The organism is Salinispora sp. H7-4 (genome assembly GCF_013416675.1).
In the GTDB taxonomy this organism is placed as follows: Bacteria; Actinomycetota; Actinomycetes; order Mycobacteriales; family Micromonosporaceae; genus Micromonospora; species Micromonospora vitiensis.
In genome coordinates this window covers 493,652-515,012 of the sequence record NZ_JABZED010000003.1, presented here as the reverse complement: position 1 = coordinate 515,012, position 21,361 = coordinate 493,652, and the positions used below count along the sequence as shown (strand labels likewise).

Below are 21,361 nucleotides of genomic sequence, written 5' to 3'. Positions count from 1 at the left end.
GGAGGCTGTCATGCAGAAACGTCGCAAGGTCTACGTCGAGGGGTCGCGGCCGGACATCCAGGTGCCCTTCGCCGAGGTCGACCTCGCCGGAGACAACCCGCCGGTACGGCTCTACGACACCTCGGGACCGGGCTCCGACCCGGAGGCGGGGCTACTGCCGATGCGCGGCAAGTGGATCGCGTCGCGGGGGGACGTCGCCCCGGTACGCGGCGCCGGTACCCCGTTGGCGGGGGTGGACGGCCAGCGGCCGACCCAGCTGGCGTACGCCCGGGCCGGAGTGGTGACGCCGGAGATGGAGTTCGTGGCGATCCGTGAGGGGGTGGCGCCGGAGTTGGTGCGGGAGGAGATCGCGACCGGGCGAGCCGTGCTGCCACTGAACGTCAACCACCCGGAGTGCGAGCCGGCGATCATCGGCAAAGCCTTCCTGGTGAAGATCAATGCGAATATCGGCACCTCGGCGGTAACCTCCTCGATCGCCGACGAGGTGGAGAAGCTGACCTGGGCGACCCGGTGGGGCGCGGACGCGGTGATGGACCTGTCGACCGGCAAGCGGATCCACGAGACCCGCGAGGCGGTCGTCCGGAACTCCCCGGTGCCGATCGGCACCGTGCCGGTCTACCAGGCCCTGGAGAAGGTCGGTGGCGATCCGGCGAAGTTGAGCTGGGAGGTGTTCCGGGAGACCGTCATTGAGCAGGCCGAGCAGGGCGTCGACTACATGACCGTGCACGTCGGGGTGCTACTGGCGTACGTGCCGCTCGCCGTGGAGCGGGTGACCGGGATCGTCTCCCGGGGTGGTTCGATCATGGCGGCGTGGTGCCTCGCCCACCACGAGGAGAACTTCATCTACACGAACTTCCGGGAACTCTGCGAGATCATGGCTCGCTACGACGTGACCTTCTCGTTCGGCGACGGGCTGCGCCCCGGCTCCATCGCGGACGCCAACGACGAGGCGCAGTTCGCCGAGCTACGCACCCTCGGTGAGCTGACGAAGATCGCCTGGGAGTACGACGTCCAGGTGATGATCGAGGGCCCCGGGCACGTGCCGATGCACAAGATCAAGGAGAATGTGGAACTGCAGCAGGAGTGGTGTCACGAGGCGCCGTTCTACACGCTTGGCCCACTGGCCACGGACATCGCGCCCGCGTACGACCACATCACCTCCGCTATCGGCGCGGCGATGAGTTCCTGGTTCGGTACCGCGATGCTCTGCTATGTCACCCCGAAGGAGCACCTCGGGTTGCCGGACCGGGACGATGTGAAGGCCGGCGTGATCGCCTACAAGATCGCGGCGCACGCCGCGGACCTGGCCAAGGGGCACCCGGGCGCCCAGGAGTGGGACGACGCGCTCTCCAAAGCACGGTTCGAGTTCCGCTGGGAGGACCAGTTCAACCTCGCGTTGGACCCGGAGACCGCGCGTGCCTACCACGACGCCACCCTGCCGGCTGAGCCAGCGAAGACGGCCCACTTCTGCTCGATGTGCGGCCCGAAGTTCTGCTCCATGAAGATCACCCAGGATCTCAAGGAGTACGCCGCACGCGGCATGAAGGACAAGTCGGAGGAGTTTGTCGCCTCCGGTGGTCGGGTCTACCTTCCGCTTGCCTGATCTCTGACCACGGTGGCACCCCGACCAGCGGGCGGGGTGCCACCGTGGCACCCACGTTGACCGGGCCGGTCGAGGCCGGGGGCGGCCCGGGTCAGTCGGCGTGATGCCGGCCGACCGAGCGCAACGAGCGGCGAGCGCTTTCCCGATCGGGTTCGTTGTTGGGCACCGGCTCGCTCAGACCGGTGACCCAGTCAACGAACTCCTCGTCCTGTGCTGGTAGCCGGACCTCCGCTGGCGGCTTCCCCGCCTCGTCGACCCGGGTGCGACTGCGTCGGAACAGGCTTCGGCGGCGCGGGGCGGGCGGCGTCGCGCCGGCCACCAACGGCTCGGCTGCGGTGCCCGGGTCGGCTGCAGTGCCCGGGTCGGCTTCGTCCTCGTCCGCTACCGGACGCGGCGGGGCCGCCGGTACGGGGTCGCTGGTGGTCGGTGCGGCCGAATCGACCTCGGCCGGAGCCGGGTGTGTCGGGGAGACTGCCGTCGGCTCGGGGGTGAGCAGCGGTGTCGGCCCGGGGTTGGATGCCGGTGGGCGTTTGTTCGGCGGCCAGCGCAGTATCGTGGTGGCTCGTTCGACGGGGCGTTCGATCAGTGGCCAGCGCAGCATCGCGGCGGCGGCCGAGCCGAGCCCGCCGGCGACCACCGCGAGCAGGGCGGCGTAGTACGGCGTGGCCTGGTACTGGTCCGTATCCGCCCCGGGGCCCGCGGCCAGGTACGCGCCGGCTAGCAGCATCGGCCCGGGGAGCCCGGTCAGCGCGCCGACGGATGCGGCCTGCCCGCGCCGACGGGCGAGGCCGCCGCTGCCGGCTCCGGCCAGCAGCGCCGCCACCGGAAGGCCCAGCAGACAGAGGCGGTCCGCCGCGGCGGGATCGAGCCAGGAGGGTTCCCACACCCCGAGGCGTACTGCCCGAAGTGGGCCGATGTCGTTCAGCGACGGGGCAACCGAGGCCAGGGCGAGGAACCAGCCCAGGCCGGCGACGAACGCCAGGTTCCAGAGCAGTGGGGGTCGGATGAGGACGGCCAGCGCCGCGCCCCCGCCGAGTACCGCGCCAAGGAGTGCACCAGCGGCGACGGACCAGACCGGTTCCACGGCACCCACGTCGGCGGCTCGGGCGGACTGCATTCCCAGCGGCGCGACGACCGTGGCGCCGAGCGCGGCGGCGCCCGCCACGGCGGCCCGCCGACCAGCGCTGATCAGCGGGGCTCCCCGACGCGCCAGCCGGTCGGCACCGACGGCACCGGTGACCGCGGCGTTCGCCGCCAACCAGGCGACCCAGGCGAGCTGTGCTGGCCACTGGTCGACACCCGCACCGGTGAAGGAGCCGGAGAAGCGCACGATGCCGAGGCCGAATGCGACGCCGAGCTGTCCGGCTCCGGCCAGCAGGCTTACCCCAAGTGCCGTGAGCAGTAGCTTGCCCAAGGTCCGAAACGCCATGCCGGGCACGTTACGGTCCCGGTACGGGCGCGCGCCACTGGCACGCCGGTTCGGGTGCGGTAGCCCCCCGGCGCTGGGCTACTTGAGCTCGACCAGCCGGGCCAGGTAGGTCGTGTCGCCCGTGTTGGTGAGCATGTGCACCGCACCCGGATCCCGATAGACGACGCCGCCGGTCGGCTCGTCGGCGTCGATCCGGTCGCCGTCGATGGTCTGCACGACGTTCTTGGCACCCTGGATCGCCACCACCAGATACGGGTGGTCGTGCCGATGCAGCGGCTGCCGCTCGCCGGGTGCCAGCCGGATGTGCCAGACCCGTACCCGGTCATTCTCGAAAACGATCTCCTGGCCCACCGGGCCCAGCTCAAGGTCGGTTGTGCTCATTGCGGTCCATCCAGTTGGGGGAGCACCGCGGCGGCGATGAGCTCCAGGTGGTCGAGGTCGGCGAGGTCGATGAGGCGCAGGTGGACGCGGCTCGCTCCGATCGCGGCGAACTCGCCGATGCGGTCGACGAGCTGCGCGGGCGAGCCCACGACCGCATCCTCCGGGGGCAGGGCGCTGGGGCGGTGCAGCGGAGCGGCGCGGTGGCGTGCCTCGGCGTCGGTACGGCCGACGGCCACCACAATCCCCGCCGAGAGCGTCAGCGGTTGCCGCCCGGACTCGGCCCGGCCGGCGGCATCGCACGCCTCCCGGACCCGCTCGTACGCCGCCGCCGTCTGCCCGACGGGGGTGAACGGCATGTTGAACTCGTCGGCGTATCGGGCAGCCAGGTCCGGGGTACGCTTCGCGCCGCGACCGCCCACGATCACCGGTGGACCGGGGTGCTGGACCGGCTTCGGCAGTGCTGGCGCGTCAACGAGTTGGTAATGCTCTCCGGTGTAGCTGAACCCGGCCCCCGGAGGGGTACGCCACAGGCCGGTGACGATCTCCAGCTGTTCGGTCAGCCGGTCGAACCGTTCGCTGACGCTGGGGAAGGGAATCCCGTACGCGGTGTGCTCCCGTTCGTACCAGCCGGCGCCGATGCCCAGCTCGACCCGGCCACCGCTCATCTGGTCGACCTGCGCGACCATGATGGCCAGTGGGCCGGGTAGCCGGAAGGTGGCCGAGGTGACCAGCGTGCCGAGCCGGATCCGGCTGGTCTCGCGGGCCAGCGCAGCCAGCGTCAGCCAGGCGTCCGTGGGACCGGGCAACGCCGGGTCGTCGCCCATCGCCCGGTAGTGGTCGGCGCGGAGGAAGGCGTCGTAGCCGCAGCGTTCCGCGTGGCGGGCAAACCGGAGCTGGTCTTCGTAGCTGGCGCCACGGTGTGGCTCGGTAAATACCGAGATGCGCATCAGGGTACCTCCACCGATACGGGATCCTTCTCCGCGAGCAGCTCGTGCAGGTCGGCGCTGACCCGGGCGACATCAGCCAGATGTGCGTTGCGGCCAAGCGTGCGCGGACGGGGGATGGAGACGTCAACAATGTCGCGGATGCGGCCGGGGCGAGGGCTGAGCACCACCACCCGGTCGGCCAGCAGGACCGCTTCCTCGATGGAGTGGGTGACGAAGACGACCGTCGCGGAGGTCTCCATGTGCACCCGTTGCAGCTCGCCGGAGAGCTCCTCGCGGGTGAGCGCATCCAGTGCGGAGAAGGGCTCGTCCATCAGCATCACCCGGGGCTCGCCGATCAGTGAGCGGCAGAGCGAGACCCGCTGTTGCATGCCGCCGGAGAGCTCGTGTGGCAGCCGCTTCTCGAACCCGGCGAGGCCGGTCAGCTCCAGCAGCTGCCGGGCCCGGTCGCGGTGTTGGGCCCGCTTCCAGCCGAAGATCTCCACCGGGAGGAGGACGTTGTCGAGCACCGTGCGCCAGGGCAGTAGGGCCGGTCGCTGGAACAGCATCGCGACGTCCGGTCGGGGATGGGTGACCGGTGCGTCAGCCACGGTGACCTCCCCGATGGTGACCGGGAGCAGCCCGGCGATGAGTCGGAGCAGAGTGGACTTACCGCAGCCGGAGCGGCCGAGTACGGCGACGAACTCACCGTCGCCGATGTCAAGGTCGATGCCGCGCAGGGCCTCGACCTGGCCGGAGCGGCCATTGAAGTTCCGGGATACCCCGGACAGCCGGATCATCCGCGGACCTCCCTGAGTTGACAATCAGTGATCAGGCGACAGGGTACCGGTCGGGCGGGGCAGCAATGCTGGCTGGGGTGGGATTAGTTGTGTCCGTTCCGCAACCCGATATGCCTGGTGGTGCGGCGGTGTTTTTCTCGTACGCTGTGCCCCCGAAGAGTCCCCTCACGATGGCGGCGCCGGCTTCACCCTTCGGGCCGCCGCCACCCGACTACCCTCCGGTGGCGCTCGGCCCCGGTCGGAAAGGACAAGGTGCACTGATGAGAAGGCTGACCCGTACGGTCGCCGCGGCTTCGATGGCCGCTGCGCTGGCGATGGTTGGGGCGTGTAGCAGCGACTCGGACTCCACTGAGGGGGGTGACGGCGCGATGGAGAAGGTAACCTACCTCACTTCCTTCGGAAACTTCGGCCGGGACTCCTACGCCTGGGTGGCGAAGGAGAAGGGCTTCTTCCGCGACGCGGGTTTTGATGTCGAGATCAAGCCGGGGCAGGGCACCGGAAGCACCATTCAGACGGTCTCCGGCGGCAAGGCCGACTTCGGACCGGTCGACCTCACCGGTAGCCTGCTCCAGTTCGGCAACGGCGAGGCCAAGGACTTCGTTGTCGTCGCCGCGATCCAGCAGCGCACCATGGCCGGCATCGCCACCGTCGAGGGTACGAACATCGCCACCCCGAAGGACCTCGAGGGCAAGAAGATCGCGGATTCCCCCACCTCGGTGGTCCGTAACCTCTTCCCCACGTACGCGGAGTTGGCCGGCGTGGACGCGAGTAAGGTGACCTGGGTCAACGGTCAGCCGCAGGACCTGATGGGCACCCTCGCTTCCGGCACGGTCGACGGCATCGGGCAGTTCGTCGTGGGCCAGCCGACCATCGAGGCGATCGCCAAGAAGAAGGCGTTCATGCTGCCGTACAGCGAGTACATGCAGGACCTCTACGGCAACGTGCTGATCACCTCCGCGCAGATCGCCAAAGAAAAGCCGGAGATGGTCAAGCGGTTCAGCGAGGCCCTGTTGAAGGGCTTGGAGTACGCGTTGGAGAACCCGCAGGAGGCGGCCGAGCTGCTGAAGAAGAACGTGGATTCGACGAACGTCGAGTCCGCCCAGGCGGAGCTGGAGTTGATGGCCGGTTACGTCCGGTCCAGCAACAGCGGTGCGACGCTGGGCACGCTGGACAGTGCCCGGGTAGCGAAGAGCATCGCCATCCTGCGGGGTGCGGGACAGCTCAAGCAGGAGCTCGAGCCCGACCAGGTCATCGACTTCAGCCTCACCCCGAAGGCCTGATCGACCACCGTTCGGGGGTGTGGACCGGGGCCCCGGTCCACACCCCCGCCGTGTGCCGGCCCGCAGCCGGCAGGAAGGAGGGAGGCGGTGACCGAGACCCGGACCCGTCCCGAGGGACCGTCGGCAGGGGTGGTGAACCCGCCCGCGCCGGCCGCCCGCGGACGTCGTGCGATCCCGGTCGGGGCCGCCGGGCTTCCGTTCCTCGGACTGGTGATTGCACTGGCCTGTTGGTGGCTGGTCACCACCGGGTTCGGCCTGGTGCACCCGGCTGCCCTGCCGTCACCGCAGGCCGTCGGGGCCGCGATGGTCGAACGGAGCGGTGTGCTCCTGCCCGCGCTCGGGATCACGACCTCGATGACGGTGGTGGGGTTCCTGCTCTCGACGGCCGCCGGGGTGCTGATCGGGATTGCGCTGGCCGCGTCTCGACACCTCGAGCGGATGTTCGCGCCGTTGCTCGTCGCCGTCAACGCGGTGCCGAAGATCGCGCTTGGCCCGCTACTCGTGGTGTCTTTCGGCTGGGGTGCGAAGCCGGTCCTGACGATGGTGTTCCTGCTCTGCTTCTTCCCGATCGTGCTCTCCACCGCGACTGGCCTGACGACCACCCCGGCGGACCTCGCCGAGTTGGCGCGGTCGCTGCACGCCTCCTGGTGGCAGTCGTTCCGGAAGGTACGCTTCCCGGCCGCGCTACCGCAGGTCTTCGTCGGCCTCAAGGTGGCGATGCCGCTGGCCGCCATCGGGGCGGTGATCGGGGAGTTCTACTCGGACCAGCCGGGCCTGGGCTACCAGATCCTGCAGTACAACGGGATTGGGGAGACCGCGACGGCGTGGGCGGCGATCGTGTTGATCGCCGCGATGAGCATCGGGCTCTACTCCCTGCTCTACCTCGTCGAACGTCTCGCCCTGCCCTGGGTTCGCGCGACCACCTCGGCTCGGTGACCCAGCCTGCATGACCGGGCCAGCCCGGCCCGGTGTCACCGGGCCGGGCCGAGATGTCACCCGGCCAGATGCCAGCGGCCGTTGCGCACGACCAGTGTGGTCAGTGCCTGCGGCATGAGGCCGGAGTGGTTGTCCGGAGTCAGTCGGATCGGACCCGAGAGTCCGTCCATCTGGGTGGTCTCCAGCACGTCCCGGATGCCCTCCCGGTCGGGCTTGCCACCGCTGTTGCCGGACCGCACGGCGGCATCGGTGATGAGCTGGAGGGCGTCGGCGGCGAACGAGGCCGAGCCGTGGTATCCGCCGAAGCGGGCGGTGTAGTCCTGGAACCACTGTCGCCGGGCCGCCTTCGCCGGGGTGGTGGCGATCACGTCGTCGATCACCATGGTCTGGGTGAAGACCATCGTGGCGTTCTCCGCGGCCTGGGCCGTTGCGCCGAGGAAGAGCTCGCCCGCGGCAGAGGCATCGAAGTAGAGCGCGCCCTCGAAGCCGGCCTTACGTGCGGCGACGGCGGCGAGATCAGCCTGCTCGGCGGGGGCCCAGAGCACCAGCGCTTCGGGCCCGCTCCCGGTCAGCGCGGTGACCTGGCTGGAGACGTCGGTGTCGGTGGCGCGGACGGTCTGCACACCCCGGATCTCGATGGCGGCCTTGTCCAGCGCGGCTTGGAGGACGGTGAGCCCCTCTTCGCCGTAGGCGTCGTCGCTGCGCAGTACCCCCACCGCGCCGATCTTGTTGCGGCGAAGCTCGACAGCGAGGGCTTCGGCGCTGTCAGGTGCGCTCGGAGCCAGCTTGAACACGTACCGGCGCTCCGTTGCCGGGCTGGCGATGGCCTCGGCGGCGGCCAGCGCCACCGTCGGCAGCTGCTGCTTGTTGACGGTCTCCACCGCGCCCACCGCGCATTCGTTGCAACCGCCCAGGACGATCGCGCTGACCTGGGGGTCGGTGCTGAAGTCGGTGACGTTGCGGAGGGACTCGCTCGCCTCGGAGCGGTTGTCCTTGACCCGGAGCTCGATCTGCCGCCCGTTCAGCGCCCCGGATGAGTTGAGCTGTTCGGCTTTGAGCTCGAGTGCCCGTTGGTAGGTCTTGCCCAGTTGCGCGCCGGGCCCGGACAGTTCGAGGTCGGCGGCGATGATGATCGGGCTGGTGTCTTGCTCCTCCGTGCCGAGTTGGCAGGCGGTGAGTGTGGCGGCCAGGACGGCCGAGGTGAGTGCCGCGGTTGCGGAGCGGATGGGGCTCAACGTTGTCCTCCAGGTACGGCACGGGAGCCGGCAGATCGTCCGTTATCGTGGGGAGTCGATCACTTTCCCGTACGGGTGCGCGCAGCCGGGAAAACCTTGCCAATGTCGGGCCCCCGTGGTCAAGCGGGCCGGGCGGAGGCGTTTCGGGACGAAAATCTCACATGCTGGGGTAACGTAAAGTTCGCGTCTGATTCCAAGCCGTATTGTTATAGCAATCTGCATCTACATTGCCTGTTCAGGGCGGTGCGGGATTGGCGGCATTTGTGGACAGTCGCATCGGCGGGCCGTCCTCCGGCCCTTTCGGCCTCCAGCTCGACTTTCCAAATCCCGTCCCGTCTGATGAAATCGCGGCCGTGCCGCGCATGGCTTCTCCTCTGCTGGACCAGACATGGTCAGCGGTTCAGGCGTGGATGAAATGACGGAGGCGATGTCGTGAGCACCGGACCGACGACCCTGCCCGCAAGCAGCGGCATTGAGCAGCCGAAGCGGCGGCGACTGCCTCGGCTCCACAATGCGCGAATCCGCTCGAAGCTGGCGCTGATCTTGGTCGTACCGGTCGCCGCGGTCGTCGCGCTGGCGACTGTTCGTCTGATCACAGTCGGCGAGGGTGCGTACGACGCCACGCGGGCCAAAGCGCTCACCGAACTCTCCATCGACATCTCGGCCCTTACTCAGGACCTGCACACCGAACGAATGGCGGCTGCGGTCTATGTCGCGTCGACGGGAAAGGCGGAAGCAGCCGCCGACGCCTACAACCTGCGGGTGCGCAGCACCGACGAGCGGGTGCGGGCATACCGGGAGGAGCGCGAGCTCTTCGACGAGTTGCCCGCCGTTGTCGGCGACCGGGTGGCGGCTATCGACGGGCACCTCGAGACGCTGGACGCGATTCGACAGCAGGTGCTGGAGCGTCGGCAGATGGCGGTCGCCGAGTCGGCGTTGCGCTACGGCGTCATCCTGACCGACCTGGTGGCCTACAGCGACGGCCTCGCCCAACTCCCCGGCGACGAGCGGCTGGCAGAGGCCCGGCGGGCGGTCGCGGCCTTCGCCCGGGCCAAGGCAGCAGTCGCCGAGGAAGAGTCCGTCGCCTACACCGCGTTGAGCGCCGGCGGCTTCGACGAGGAGCAGCACTCCTCCTTCCTGGCGACGTTGACCAGCCAGCAGGAGGCGCTACTCGGCTTCGCCCTCGCGGCCGAGCCGTGGCAACGCTCGTTCGTGGAGAACACCATCTCGGGCGACGCGGTCACGCTGTCGGACACCGTCGCCGTGGACATCGGGCGCTCGGTCGGGCAGCAGTCCCTGGTGAGCGCGGAGGACGCCAGCGCCGCCGTCGGTGCCGTCCACGACCTCATGCGGTGGACCGAGGCCCGGCTCCAGGCGGAGCTGCTCGCCGATACCGAGCAGAACCGTTCGGACGTCCTCCGGCAGGCCGTCATCGAGTTGCTACTGGTGCTGGTGACCCTGATCATCGCGGTCACCCTCGCCGTGGTGCTGGCCCGTTCGCTGAACCGCTCGCTGCATCGGCTGCGGGAGGGCGCCCTGGCCGTGGCCAACCACGATCTGCCGGAAGCGGTACGTCGTCTGCAGAGCATGGAGGCGGTTGACGAGGGCGGGGTCGACGGGATCGTCCGGGAGATTCGGGATCCGATCCGGCTCACCAACCAGGACGAGGTCGGTCAGGTCGCCGTCGCCTTCAATGTGGTGCACCGGGAGGCGGTCCGGGTGGCGGCGGAGCAGGCCGCCCTGCGGACCAGCGTCTCAGCGATGTTCCTCAACCTGGCCCGACGGAGTCAGACGCTGGTTGACCGCATGATCGGGGAACTGGACGCGATCGAGCGTGGTGAGGAGGACCCGAAGCGGCTGGCCCGACTCTTCGAACTGGACCACCTGGCCACCCGAATGCGCCGCAACGACGAGAACCTGTTGGTCCTCGCGGGAGCCGACTCGACCGTACCTCGGCGGGAGGACGCTCTCCTGGTGGACGTACTGCGGGCCGCGCAGTCCGAGGTCGAGCTCTACAACCGGATCGAGTTCGGCACCGTTGACACGGACGTGTCGGTGGCCGCCCACGTGGTCAACGACGCGGTCCGGCTCGTCGCCGAACTACTCGACAACGCCACCCGCTTCTCGCCGCCGAACACCACCGTGGTCGCGGACGGGCGGCGAATCCGTGACTACGTGCTCATCCAGGTCGAGGACCGCGGTCTCGGCCTCTCCGACGAGCAGCTCGACTCGCTCAACCGGCGGCTGGCGGAGCCGCCGAGCGTCGATGTCGCGGCGTTCCGACTGATGGGCCTGGCCGTGGTGAGCCGGCTCGCCGAGCGGCACAGCATTCGGGTCGAGCTGCGCCGCAACGTTGAGGGGGGCATCGTCGCCCAGGTGACCCTGCCGACGGCTGCGGTTGTGCTGCCCGTCGGGCGGGGGCCGGCCCAGCTCACCCGGCCCAGCCAGCCGCTCGCGGTGGAGCAGGGCCCGTCCGCCCCGGTCAGCTTTGGGGACCCGGTGGCGGTCGCCGCGAGCGCCGCTACCCTGCCGGAGCAGCGGCAGCCCGAGCCGGCCCCGTGGCCGGCGCCGGCGGTGGTCAGCGTGGTGCCGGACCAGACCGTCGGGGTGAGCGGGACCGAGCCCAGCCGCAGCGTCGCCGACGGTCTGGCTGCAGCGCCCACCGCGTCGCACCCACTGCCCCAACGGAATCCCTCGGGCGAGTCGTCGGTGGCGACTGCGGCCTTCCCTACCGTGGCCGCTACCCCGCCATCACCAGTCGACCCGCCGCCCGCCAGCCCGCTCGGCACCGACAGCGCGTTGACCGGTGGGCTCGGCGCCGACCTGGCCGCCACCGCATCGATCGATGCGGCACGGTGGTCCGCGCCGCCGGTGGAGGCGCCGGCGGAGGCGCCGATCTTCCGGGAGATGGAGGCGGTCTGGTTCCGGACGCACGGCAACGACGCGACCACCATCTTCACCCGGCCGGACTTCGACAAAGCGGCGCCGTCCGCGACGGCGAGCCCCCCGGTCGAGTCGCAGCTACCCACCCGGGTGCCCGGAAGGACGACGACTCCGCCGGCCGCCACCCCGGCGCCGTCGTATTCCGCCGCTCCCGTTTCCGCTCCCGCCGCTCCCGCTTCCACCGGACGGCCGCCCGTGGTGCCGCCGCCTGTCGTGCCGCCCCCGATCGCGACGCCGTCTGTCGTGCCACCCCCGATCGCGACGCCGTCTGTCGTGCCGCCGCCCGCCGTGCCGCCGCCCGCCGTGCCGCCGACTGTCGTGCCGCCAGCCAGCGCACCGCCGGCCTCGCCGAGTGCCTCCGGGGCCCCGGCCAGCGGTGGCAATGCGTGGCGCACCATCGCGGATGAGGGGTGGAGCCGCGCCACCCAGGCTGCCGAGCCGTCCAACGGTGGTACCACCCGTTCCGGTCTGCCGAAGCGGGTGCCAAAGGCGCAACTCGTGCCCGGCGGGATCGAGCCCCGGACCCGGGAACGGACCCGCCGGACGCCGGACGAAGTCCGCGGCCTGCTGTCGGCCTATCACCGCGGCGTGCAGCGGGGCCGCGCGGCCGGCTCGGACCCCAACAGCACTTCGAGCAAGGAGACGAGCTGATGAACAGGCCAGCAACCATGCAGGACATGGGTTGGCTGCTCAGCAACTTCGCTGACAGCGTGTCGGGCATCGCCCACGTGGTTGCGGTGTCTGCCGACGGGCTGCTGCTCGCCTCGTCCCGGGACCTGCCCGCGGACCGGGCAGATCAGCTTGCGGCGATCACTTCCGGCGTGGTGAGCCTGACCGACGGCGCGTCCCGCATGTTCAGCGCCGGCGGGGTGCTGCAGACGGTCATCGAGATGGACAGCGGCTACCTCTTCCTGATGTCCATCAGTGACGGCTCGTCGATGGCGGTGCTCGCTGCCCGCAGTTGCGACGTCGGCCAGGTTGGCTATGAGATGGCACTCCTGGTGGAACGGGTCGGTGCCGCACTGGTGCCGCTGCCTCGGGACGCGGTTTCTTCATGATCACCGGGCTCCGGGTAGCGCCACCTGAAGAGAGCAGATCCGGCGCCGAGGGGGCGCAGGTCGGGCGAGAGGGGAGGTGACAGCGGATGGAAGGCCGGCGGACCGAACCGCGTGGGGCGCTGGTGCGTCCGTACGCGGTCACTCGGGGCCGGACGGAGCCGCGGCAGGACATCACCCTGGAGGCGGTGCTGTCCGCGAGCGCTACGGCGGTTGCCGAGTCACGTTTCGCGGGGCACGACAAGCACCGTATCGCGACGATTTGTGAGGGCCGGGCGCAGTCGTTGGCGGAGATCGCCGCGTACACCCGGATGCCCCTCGGTGTTACCCGGGTGCTGGTGGCCGACATGGTGGCCGAGGGCTTGCTGACGCTACACACTGCCGCTCCCACGATGGGGTTTGTGGAGCGGATGAACCTGCTTGGAAGGGTGCTAAGTGGACTTCGCGAACTATGACCCCGCCAGGGCGAGCCGGGAGATCACCTCCGCGAAGATCGTCGTCGCGGGCGGCTTCGGCGTGGGAAAGACGACGCTGGTCGGTGCGATCTCGGAGATCACGCCGCTGACCACCGAGGCGGTCATGACCGCAGCCGGTGTCGGCATCGACGATCCATCCAAAGTGCCGGGCAAGGAGACGACGACAGTCGCCATGGACTTTGGCCGGATCACCATGGCGCAGGATCTGATCCTGTACCTGTTCGGCACGCCCGGACAGACTCGGTTCTGGTTCATGTGGGACGAGATCATCCGTGGTGCGGTTGGCGCGGCTGTCCTGGTGGACACCCGCCGGATCACCGATGCCTTCGCCCCGCTGGACTACTTCGAGAACCGTAAACTGCCGTACGTGGTCGCGCTCAACCGGTTCGACGACGCCCCCAACTACGAGTTGGCGGAGGTGCGGGAGGCGCTCGCCATCCCGGCGGATGTGCCGCTCGTGCTGACCGATGCGCGCGGCCGGGACTCGGTCAAGCAGGTGCTGGTGACCGTCGTCGAGCACGCCATGAGCCGCCTGCAGGCGGAGCACGAGCGCGGTTACCCGACTCCGGTCGGGTGAGACGGTGCCGGTGGACCGGCACCGTCACCTCCGCCTCGGTGGCCGGCTCCCCCGGCATCGGTCTGCGAGCCCGGCCCGCAACCAGCTGCGGGCCGGGGCTGCGGCGGCACCGCGTCAGTCGACCCGGAGGCGGTAGCCGCGCTTCACCACCGTCTGTACCACCCCGGGGGCCCGCAACCCGGCGCGCAGCCGCGCCACCGCCATCTCCACCGCGTGTTCGTCCGCCCCGCGCGGCAGCGTCTGGAGCAGCGCCGCTCGGGACAGGACCCGCCCCGGGGACGCTGCCAGCCTCCGCAGCACCGCCATCGGGGCCGGCGCCAGCGGTCGCAGCTCACCATCGACCACGGTGGCATGCCCGCGCAGGGTGAGTAGGTGACCGGCGGCTTTCAGGGTGACCGCGCGCCGCGGTAGCTCCGCCACGATCGTTCGGACCAGAGCGCCCAGCCGGGCCCGCTCGGGGGCGCTGACCGGCACCCCCCGCCGCCGCAGCGGCTCCGCGGTTACCGGCCCCACGCAGCTCGCCAGCACCGGACCCCGGAACGCGTCGAGCACCCGGTCGGCCCGGTCCCCGGCGGCGTGCAGCAACGCCTCGGCGGCCGGTGCCGAGGTGAACGTCACCGCGTCCACCATCCGGTCGGCAACCAGGTCGATCAGTCGATGCAGCGGGGTCGGGTCGGTCGGCGGGGCCCAGCGGTAGACCGGCACCGCGACCACGGTCGCGCCGGCGGCAACCAGCGCCCTCGTACACTCGGGTTGCGCTCCGCCGTGCAGCTGCATGGCGATCACCTGGCCGGCGACCCCCCGGTCACGCAGGTGTGCCACCACCTCGGCGCAGCTCTCCGAGCCAGGCGACCATTGGTCCTGCAGGCCGGCGGCCCGGATCGCGCCGCGGGCCTTCGGGCCGCGCGCCACCACGTACGCTCCGCGCAGCGCCGCGCGAAGCGGCTCGGCCAGCCCCCAGCCCTCGGCCGCCTCCAGCCAGCCCCGCATCCCGATCCCGGTGTCGGCCATCAGGACATCCGGTGGCCGATCGAGACAGGCCCGCGTCGCCGCGCGCAACTCGGTGTCGTCGGCGAGTGGCACGATCCGTAGGGCCGGCGCGAAGACCACCCGGGCCCCGTGCCGCTGGAGGAGCGCGGCCAGTTCCTCCCGACGCCGGTCGGCGGTCACCCCGACGGTGAAGCCGGCCAGTTCGTCGCGCATCTACTCCTCCTCTCGCAGCCGTACCTCGACCAGCCCGGCCCGGCACCGCACCTCGTGCCACCGGACCGCGACGCCCGGTTGGTCCAGGCAGTCTCCGGTACGCAGGTCGTATGCCTGTTTGTGTAGTGGGGAGGCGACTGTCGGCACACCATCCCGGCTGCCCACGATGCCGCGCGAGAGCACGTACGCGTCGGTGACCGGGTCCCGGTTGTCGATGGCGAACAGGTCGGCGGCGGTACGGAACAGCGCGATCTGGACGCCGTCGACGAGCGCTGCCACCCCCCGACCCGGGTCCAGGCGGGTCAGGGGACAGACGACCGTCCACTCCCGCGGCTGCCCGGTCATCGCCGTACCTCCGGCGTTCCCAGGCCGACGGGCTGTCGGTTCTCGGTCCCCCCGGCCCCCGCCGGTACCCGTTGTCCACGTTCGGCGGTGAACCGGATTGAGGGATCGGGCACCTCGGGAGCGTTGACAAACGAGGTGAACCGGCCCAACCGGACCGGATCATCGAGGACGTCGCGCCACTCGTCGGAGTACGACCCGACGTGCCGCGCCATCGCCGCGTCCAGTTCGGTACAGAGCCCGAGCGAGTCGTCCACGATGACCGCGTTGAGGTGCTCCAGGCCGCCGTCCATCGCCTCGATCCAGGCGGCGGTACGTTGCAGCCGGTCCGCGGTGCGGATGTAGTACATCAGGAACCGGTCAACCAGCCGTACCAGCGCCTCGGTGGTCAGGTCGGTGGCGAAGAGGTCGGCGTGCCGGGGCTGGAATCCGCCGTTGCCGCCGACGTAGAGGTTCCAGCCGGCGTCGGTGGCGATGATGCCGAAGTCCTTGCCGCGCGCCTCGGCGCACTCCCGGGCACAGCCGGAGACCGCTGCTTTGATCTTGTGGGGGGCGCGGAGCCCGCGGTAGCGCAGCTCCAGCGCGATGGCCAACCCGACCGAGTCCTGCACCCCGTACCGGCACCAGGTGGACCCGACGCACGACTTCACCGTCCGCAGTGCCTTGCCGTACGCGTGGCCGGACTCGAAGCCCGCGTCGACCAGCCGGCGCCAGATCTGCGGCAACTGCTCCACCCGCGCACCGAACAGGTCGATGCGCTGCCCGCCGGTGATCTTCGTGTAGAGCGCGAAGTCCCGGGCCACCTCGCCGAGCACGATCAGCTTCTCCGGGGTGATCTCGCCACCGGGGATTCGGGGCACGACCGAGTAGCTGCCGTCCCGCTGCAGGTTGGCCAGGAAGTGGTCATTGGTGTCCTGTAGCGACGCCCGCTCGCCGTCGAGGAGGTGTCCGGTGCCGAGGGAGGCCAGGATCGACGCCACCACCGGCTTGCAGATGTCACAGCCATCGCCGCGGCCGTACTCGGCGATCAGGCTGGAGAAGGTGCGGATCTCCCGGACCCGGATGAGGTCGAAGAGCTCCTGGCGGTTCAGCTCGAAGTGTTCGCAGAGCCCGCGGGACTGCCCAACTCCGGCGGCGTCGAGTAGCTGCCGGAGCATCGGTACGCAGGAGCCACAGCTGGTGCCGGCCCGGGTGCACGCCTTCAGCGCCGGCACGTCGGTCGCACCGCCGGCGATCGCCGCGTCCAGATCGGCGCGGGTCACCGCGTTGCAGGAGCAAACCTGCGTGGAACCGGGGAGCGCCGCTGCTGTGGTGCCCGCACCGGCCGGGGCGAGCAGCGCGAGCGGCGCGGCAGGCAACGCCTGCCCGACGCTGGCCCGCAACGTCGGGTACGCGTCGGCGTCGCCGACCAGTACGCCGCCGAGCAGCGTCTGCGCATCGTCGGAGAGGACCAGCTTCGCGTACACCCGGGTGGCCGGATCGGTGAAGGTCACGTCGAGACAGCCCGGGGTGGTGCCGTGGGCGTCGCCGAAGGAGGCGACGTCCACGCCGAGCAGCTTCAGCTTGGTGGCGGTGTCCGGGTCGGGGACGGTGGCCGCCCCACCGACCAGCCGGTCGGCCACCGTCTCCGCCATCGCGTAGCCGGGGCCGACCAGACCGTGGCAGGTGCCGTCCACGGCGGCGCACTCGCCGACCGCCCAGATCCGCTCGTCGGCGCTGCGGCAGGTGCGGTCGACCAGCACCCCGCCCTGGCGGCCAAGGGGCAGGTCGGCGGCGCGGGCCAGCTCGTCCCGGGGACGGATGCCGGTGGCAACAACGACCAGGTCGGCGTCCACCCGACTGCCGTCGGCCAGCTCCAGCTGGGCCACCGAGCCGTCCGGACCGGGGTGCAGCGCGCTGGTGGCGACCCCGAGGTGGCAGGCGACGCCCAACTCCTCGACGTAGCGGCGCAGCAGCGCCCCGCCGGCGGCGTCCACCTGGATCGGCATCAGCCGTGGTGCGAACTCCACGACGCTGGTGGCGAGCCCGAGCAGCCGCAGCGCGTTCGCCGCCTCCAGGCCGAGTAGCCCACCGCCGATCACCACGCCCCGCCGGCGGCCCCGGGCGTGCGCGCGGATCGCGGCCAGGTCGTCCAGGGTGCGGTAGGTGAAGACGCCCGGCAGGTCGGCGCCGTCGATCGGCGGCACGAAGGGGTCTGAGCCGGTGGCCAACACCAGCGCGTCGTACGGGTACTCATCGGCGGCCGTTGCCACGACGCGTCGGGCCCGGTCGATCGCGGTGACCGATGTACCGAGCCGCAGCCGTACCTCCGGATCCGGGGTGTGCAGGTTCAGTTCAGCTGCGTCCACCCCGTCGAAGAGGGCGGAGAGACGCACCCGGTCGTACGCGGGTTGGGGCTCCTCGCCGAGCACGGTCACCCGCCACCGACCGTGGCTGTCGCGGTCCCGCAGCGCGTCCACGAACCGCTGCCCGACCATGCCATTGCCGACGACGACCAGTCGGCCTTTCTTCATCGTTCCACCTCCACAGATTCCACGGTGGAGAGCCAATCGGTGATGCCGGCGACCGCGTCCCGGCAGGAGCCGCAGCCCGTACCGGCGCGGGTGGCCGCCACCACCTCGTCAACCGTCCGCGCCCCGCGGCGCCAACTCTCCACCAGCGTTCCTTTGTTGACGTTGTTGCAGTGGCAGACCGTCGCCGCGGCCGGCATCAGCGCCGGTGTCGTGGCCGGTTCCGCCGGTCCCGGGCCGGGTGCCCGGCCGAGCAGCAGCGACCGCCGGTCGCTGGGCACCGGCTGCCCCCGGTCGAAGAGCTGGATGACCGTACCGACGGAGGGGTTGTCGCCCACCAGGATCGCGGCGGTCAGCCGTTCGTGGTTGATTCGCAGCCGGGCGTACGTGCCACCGGCCGGGTCGGTGAAGGTCAGCTCCTCACCGGGGCCGTCGCCGGGGTCACCCATCGCCGCCAGGTCGATGCCGGCGGTCTTGAGCCGGGTCACCACCGGTCTCGGCCGGTACCGGGCCGCCGGGTCCGCGCCGCTGAGCACCTGTGCCAGCACCCGTGCCTGTGCCCAGGCCGGGGCCACCAGGCCGGTCAGGGTGTCGCCGTGCTGGGCGCAGTCGCCGATGGCCGAGATGCGCCGGTCGCTGGTGCGTAGCTGGTCGTCAACGAGGACCCCCTGCCGTACGGCCAGGTTGGCGGCGGTGGCGAGCGCGGTGTCCGGGCGTACGCCGCAGGCGAGCACCAGCAGGTCGGCGTCGAACGACCGGCCGTCGGCCAGCTCGAGGCGGACGCCGCGGGAGTCGGCGAGCACGGCGGTGGCCGGTACGGCCAGCTGGGTGGTTACCCCGAGGTCGGCGAGCGTGTCGGCGAGCACAGCCGCCGCGGCCGGGTCGAGTTGCCGCTCCATCAGGTACGGCACCGGGTGCACCACCGTCACCTCGAGCCCGCGACCGGCGAGCCCGCGGGCCGCCTCCAGGCCGAGTAGCCCGCCGCCGAGCACCAGCACCCGGCGGGCCCGGTCAGCAACCGCGAGGATGCGGCGGCAGTCATCGAGGGTGCGAAACGACACCACCCGCTCTGGCAGTTCCCTGCCGGTCAGCCCGGCCAGTGGGGGGACGACGGCGCGGCTACCGGTGGCCAGGACCAGGTGGTCGTAGTGGATCCGGTCGCCCCGGTCGGTGCGGACGGCACGGTTCTCGCGGTCGATGGCGGTGACGCAGACCCCGGTGTGCAGGTCGATTCCGTGTCCGGCGGCCTCGGCCAGCTGCACGTCCGGCTCCCCGATCGCTCCAGCCAGCAGGGTGGAGAGCATGATCCGATTGTACGCCCTGTGCGGTTCTGTCCCGAATGTGGTTACCTTCCGGTCCCCGCCGCGGGCGGAGAGCTCACTGGCGAGGCGGGTACCGGCCATTCCGTTGCCGATGATCACAATTCGGTCGGTCACGTCGCCGCCACCTTCTCCACCCGGACCGCGCAGATCTTGAATTCCGGCATTCCGGAGATCGGGTCGACGGCGTCGTTGGTGACCGTGTTGGCGCGGGCGGTGCCACCCCAGTGGAACGGGGCGAAGACGGTGTCCGGCCGAATCGCCGGGCTGAGCCGGGCAGGCGCGACCAGCTCGCCCCGGCGGGAGCGCACCCGGACCGGCTCGCCATCGGTCACGCCCAGGCGGTCGGCCACGTCCGGGTGCAGTTCGACGAAGGCCGCTGGCGCGGCCCGGCGCAGCGCGGGTACCCGGCGGGTCTGCGTTCCCGACTGGTACTGGGCGAGTACCCGTCCGGTGGTGAAGTGCAGCGGGTAGGCGGCGCACACCTGCTCCGCGGCGGGTCGGTGCTGTACGGCGTGGAATCGGGCGCGCCCGTCCGGGGTGGGGAACCGGTCGGCGAAGAGCCGGGGGGCGTCCGGCCCGTCGGGCTCCGGGCAGGGCCAGAACACCCCCTCCTGCGTGTCGATCCGCTCCCAGCTGATCCCGGCGTAGTCGGCGAGCCCGCCGGCCGAGGCCGCTCGGAGCTCCTCGAACACCACCTGTGGCTCGGGGGAGAGGGCGGGCCCCCGGTCCCGGTCGGCCTGGCGTCCGGGGCCCTGCTCCAGCGCCGTGGCGAGGGCGGCGAGGAGCTCCAGGTCGGTACGGACGCCGGGCGGTGGTGTGCGGAGCGCCCGCCGACGCAGGACCCGTCCCTCCAGGTTGGTCATGGTGCCGTCCTCCTCGGCCCACTGCGCGGTCGGCAGCACCACGTCGGCGAGGGCTGCCGTCTCGGAGCGCAGGAAGTCGACGACCACCAGCAGGTCGAGGTCGTGCAGGCGGCGCTCGATCCGGGCCGCCCGGGGCGCGGAGACCACCGGGTTGGAGCCGAACACCAGCAGGGCCTTCGGCCCGTCCGGGGTGCCGAGCGAGTCCAGCAGCCGATAGGCGGGCATCCCGGGCCCCGGTAGCTCCTCCGCTGGTACGCCCCAGACCGCGGCGACGTGCTCCCGGTCGGCCGGGTCGTCGATGCGGCGGTAGCCGGGAAGCTGGTCGGCCTTCTGGCCGTGTTCCCGGCCGCCCTGGCCGTTGCCCTGCCCGGTCAGGCAGCCGTAACCGGAGCCGGGGCGGCCGGGCAGGCCGAGGGCGAGCGCCAGGTTCACGTACCCGGTGACGGTGTCGACCCCCTTGGCGTGTTGCTCGGCGCCGCGGGCGGTGAGGATGATCGCCCGGCGGGCGCCACCCAGCGCCCGTGCGGTCGTCTCCAGATCGGCGACCGACACCCCGGACAGCGCCTCGGCGCGGGCCGGCCACCACTCCGCCACCGTCCGGCGGACCTCGTCGAAGCCGGTGGTGCGGCCGGCGACGTAGCTGTGGTCCACGAACCCCTCGGTGAGCGCGATGTGTAGCAGCGCGTTGGCCACCGCCAGGTCGGTGCCGGGTAGTGGCTGTAGGTGCAGGTCGGCCTGGCGGGCGGTGGCGGTGACGCGTGGGTCCACCACGATCAGCCGCCCGCCCCGGCGGCGTTGCGCGGTCAGCCAGCGCACCAGTGGGGGCATCGTCTCGGCCGGGTTCGCGCCGACCAGCAGCAGGGTGTCGGCCGTGCCCAGGTCGGCCAGGGGGAAGGGAAGACCCCGGTCGACACCGAAGGCGCGCATCCCGGCGGCAGCCGCCGACGACATGCAGAACCGCCCGTTGTAGTCGATGTGTCGGGTTCGGAGCACCATCCGGGCGAACTTGCCCAGCGCGTACGCCTTCTCGTTGGTGAGGCCACCGCCGCCGAAGACGGCGACCGCGTCCGGCCCGTGGTTGGCCTGGATGGTGCGGATGCCGGTGACGATCCGGTCCAGGGCCGCCTCCCAGCTCGCCGGGCGCAGCTCGCCGCTGGCCGGGTCGCGAAGCAGCGCGGTGGTGAGGCGATCCGGGTGGTCCAGCAGCTCGGCGGCGGTCCAGCCCTTCTGGCAGAGCCCGCCCTGGTTGGTGGGGAACCAGCGGGGGAGTACGGCCACCTCGCCGGCCGTCTCGCGCAGGGTCATCCCGCACTGGAGCGCGCAGTATGGGCAGTGTGTCGCCGCCTCGAGGTGGGGTTGTCCGGGTGCGGTAGCGGGGCGCGTACCGTCTGTCATGCCGGTGAAGCGTGCCGGTAGGGGATTTCCGGCCCGGTTCCCACGTGTTTCGGTCCGGTCAAGTCGGGCGCACCACCTTGGTGGGCTG

The 21,361-nt window shown here is 71.1% G+C and carries 17 protein-coding genes; 7 read left to right on the top strand and 10 right to left on the bottom strand.

Annotated features, from left to right (window positions below):
- Positions 1-10 precede the first annotated feature (10 nt).
- A complete protein-coding gene (gene thiC, locus H0524_RS04285; RefSeq protein WP_180197469.1) occupies positions 11-1,603 on the top strand; it encodes a phosphomethylpyrimidine synthase ThiC in 1,593 nt (530 codons plus the stop codon).
- Between the two features lie 91 nt (positions 1,604-1,694).
- Here thiC and H0524_RS04280 read toward each other — a convergent pair whose 3' ends face one another.
- The 4 genes from H0524_RS04280 to H0524_RS04265 form a co-directional block, all read right to left on the bottom strand.
- Positions 1,695-3,032 (bottom strand): hypothetical protein, encoded by a 1,338-nt coding sequence (locus tag H0524_RS04280; protein ID WP_180197468.1) that lies wholly within the window; start codon positions 3,030-3,032, stop codon positions 1,695-1,697.
- Between the two features lie 78 nt (positions 3,033-3,110).
- Positions 3,111-3,413 carry a cupin gene (locus H0524_RS04275; protein WP_180197467.1) on the bottom strand — a complete coding sequence of 101 codons (303 nt, stop codon included), beginning with the start codon at positions 3,411-3,413 and terminating at the stop codon, positions 3,111-3,113.
- Complete coding sequence (locus tag H0524_RS04270) at positions 3,410-4,360, bottom strand: LLM class F420-dependent oxidoreductase (protein WP_180197466.1); 951 nt, start codon at positions 4,358-4,360, stop codon at positions 3,410-3,412. Before H0524_RS04270 ends, H0524_RS04275 begins: the two co-directional genes overlap by 4 nt.
- Positions 4,360-5,136 carry an ABC transporter ATP-binding protein gene (locus H0524_RS04265; RefSeq protein ID WP_018726221.1) on the bottom strand — a complete coding sequence of 259 codons (777 nt, stop codon included), beginning with the start codon at positions 5,134-5,136 and terminating at the stop codon, positions 4,360-4,362. The genes H0524_RS04270 and H0524_RS04265 overlap by 1 nt, the downstream gene beginning before the upstream one ends.
- 260 nt (positions 5,137-5,396) lie before the next feature.
- Between H0524_RS04265 and H0524_RS04260 the strand changes: the two genes are divergently transcribed.
- Positions 5,397-6,416: an ABC transporter substrate-binding protein gene (locus tag H0524_RS04260; protein WP_180197465.1), complete on the top strand. Its 1,020-nt coding sequence runs from the start codon at positions 5,397-5,399 to the stop codon at positions 6,414-6,416.
- A gap of 87 nt (positions 6,417-6,503) precedes the next feature.
- On the top strand, positions 6,504-7,352 hold the full coding sequence (locus H0524_RS04255) for an ABC transporter permease (RefSeq protein ID WP_018726219.1): 849 nt from the start codon (positions 6,504-6,506) through the stop codon (positions 7,350-7,352).
- A 56-nt stretch (positions 7,353-7,408) separates the two neighbouring features.
- Here H0524_RS04255 and H0524_RS04250 read toward each other — a convergent pair whose 3' ends face one another.
- On the bottom strand, positions 7,409-8,587 hold the full coding sequence (locus H0524_RS04250) for an ABC transporter substrate-binding protein (protein ID WP_180197464.1): 1,179 nt from the start codon (positions 8,585-8,587) through the stop codon (positions 7,409-7,411).
- Between the two features lie 432 nt (positions 8,588-9,019).
- On the opposite strand from H0524_RS04250, the gene H0524_RS04245 reads away from it, so the two are divergent.
- The 4 genes from H0524_RS04245 to H0524_RS04230 all read left to right on the top strand — a co-directional run bounded on the left by H0524_RS04245 (position 9,020) and on the right by H0524_RS04230 (position 13,638).
- Positions 9,020-12,181: a sensor histidine kinase gene (locus H0524_RS04245; protein ID WP_180197463.1), complete on the top strand. Its 3,162-nt coding sequence runs from the start codon at positions 9,020-9,022 to the stop codon at positions 12,179-12,181.
- Positions 12,181-12,588, top strand: a complete 408-nt coding sequence (locus H0524_RS04240; RefSeq protein WP_026184686.1) for a roadblock/LC7 domain-containing protein — start codon at positions 12,181-12,183, stop codon at positions 12,586-12,588. The genes H0524_RS04245 and H0524_RS04240 overlap by 1 nt, the downstream gene beginning before the upstream one ends.
- Before the next feature lie 86 nt (positions 12,589-12,674).
- A complete protein-coding gene (locus H0524_RS04235) occupies positions 12,675-13,040 on the top strand; it encodes a DUF742 domain-containing protein (RefSeq protein ID WP_180197462.1) in 366 nt (121 codons plus the stop codon).
- Entirely contained in the window at positions 13,021-13,638 is a 618-nt protein-coding gene (locus tag H0524_RS04230) for an ATP/GTP-binding protein (protein WP_180197461.1), read from the top strand. Before H0524_RS04235 ends, H0524_RS04230 begins: the two co-directional genes overlap by 20 nt.
- Positions 13,639-13,752: 114 nt before the next feature.
- Here H0524_RS04230 and H0524_RS04225 read toward each other — a convergent pair whose 3' ends face one another.
- Genes H0524_RS04225 through H0524_RS04205 form a run of 5 tightly spaced genes read right to left on the bottom strand, consistent with a single transcriptional unit; the run spans position 13,753 to position 21,273 of the window.
- Positions 13,753-14,841 (bottom strand): uroporphyrinogen-III synthase, encoded by a 1,089-nt coding sequence (locus tag H0524_RS04225; RefSeq protein WP_180197460.1) that lies wholly within the window; start codon positions 14,839-14,841, stop codon positions 13,753-13,755.
- Positions 14,842-15,186, bottom strand: coding sequence for a nitrite reductase small subunit NirD (gene nirD, locus H0524_RS04220; RefSeq protein ID WP_180197459.1), 345 nt, complete (start codon positions 15,184-15,186; stop codon positions 14,842-14,844).
- On the bottom strand, positions 15,183-17,696 hold the full coding sequence (gene nirB, locus H0524_RS04215) for a nitrite reductase large subunit NirB (RefSeq protein ID WP_180197458.1): 2,514 nt from the start codon (positions 17,694-17,696) through the stop codon (positions 15,183-15,185). The genes nirD and nirB overlap by 4 nt, the downstream gene beginning before the upstream one ends.
- Positions 17,693-19,129 carry an FAD-dependent oxidoreductase gene (locus H0524_RS04210; protein ID WP_180197457.1) on the bottom strand — a complete coding sequence of 479 codons (1,437 nt, stop codon included), beginning with the start codon at positions 19,127-19,129 and terminating at the stop codon, positions 17,693-17,695. Before H0524_RS04210 ends, nirB begins: the two co-directional genes overlap by 4 nt.
- A complete protein-coding gene (locus H0524_RS04205; protein ID WP_180197456.1) occupies positions 19,126-21,273 on the bottom strand; it encodes a molybdopterin oxidoreductase family protein in 2,148 nt (715 codons plus the stop codon). Before H0524_RS04205 ends, H0524_RS04210 begins: the two co-directional genes overlap by 4 nt.
- Between the last annotated feature and the right edge of the window lie 88 nt (positions 21,274-21,361).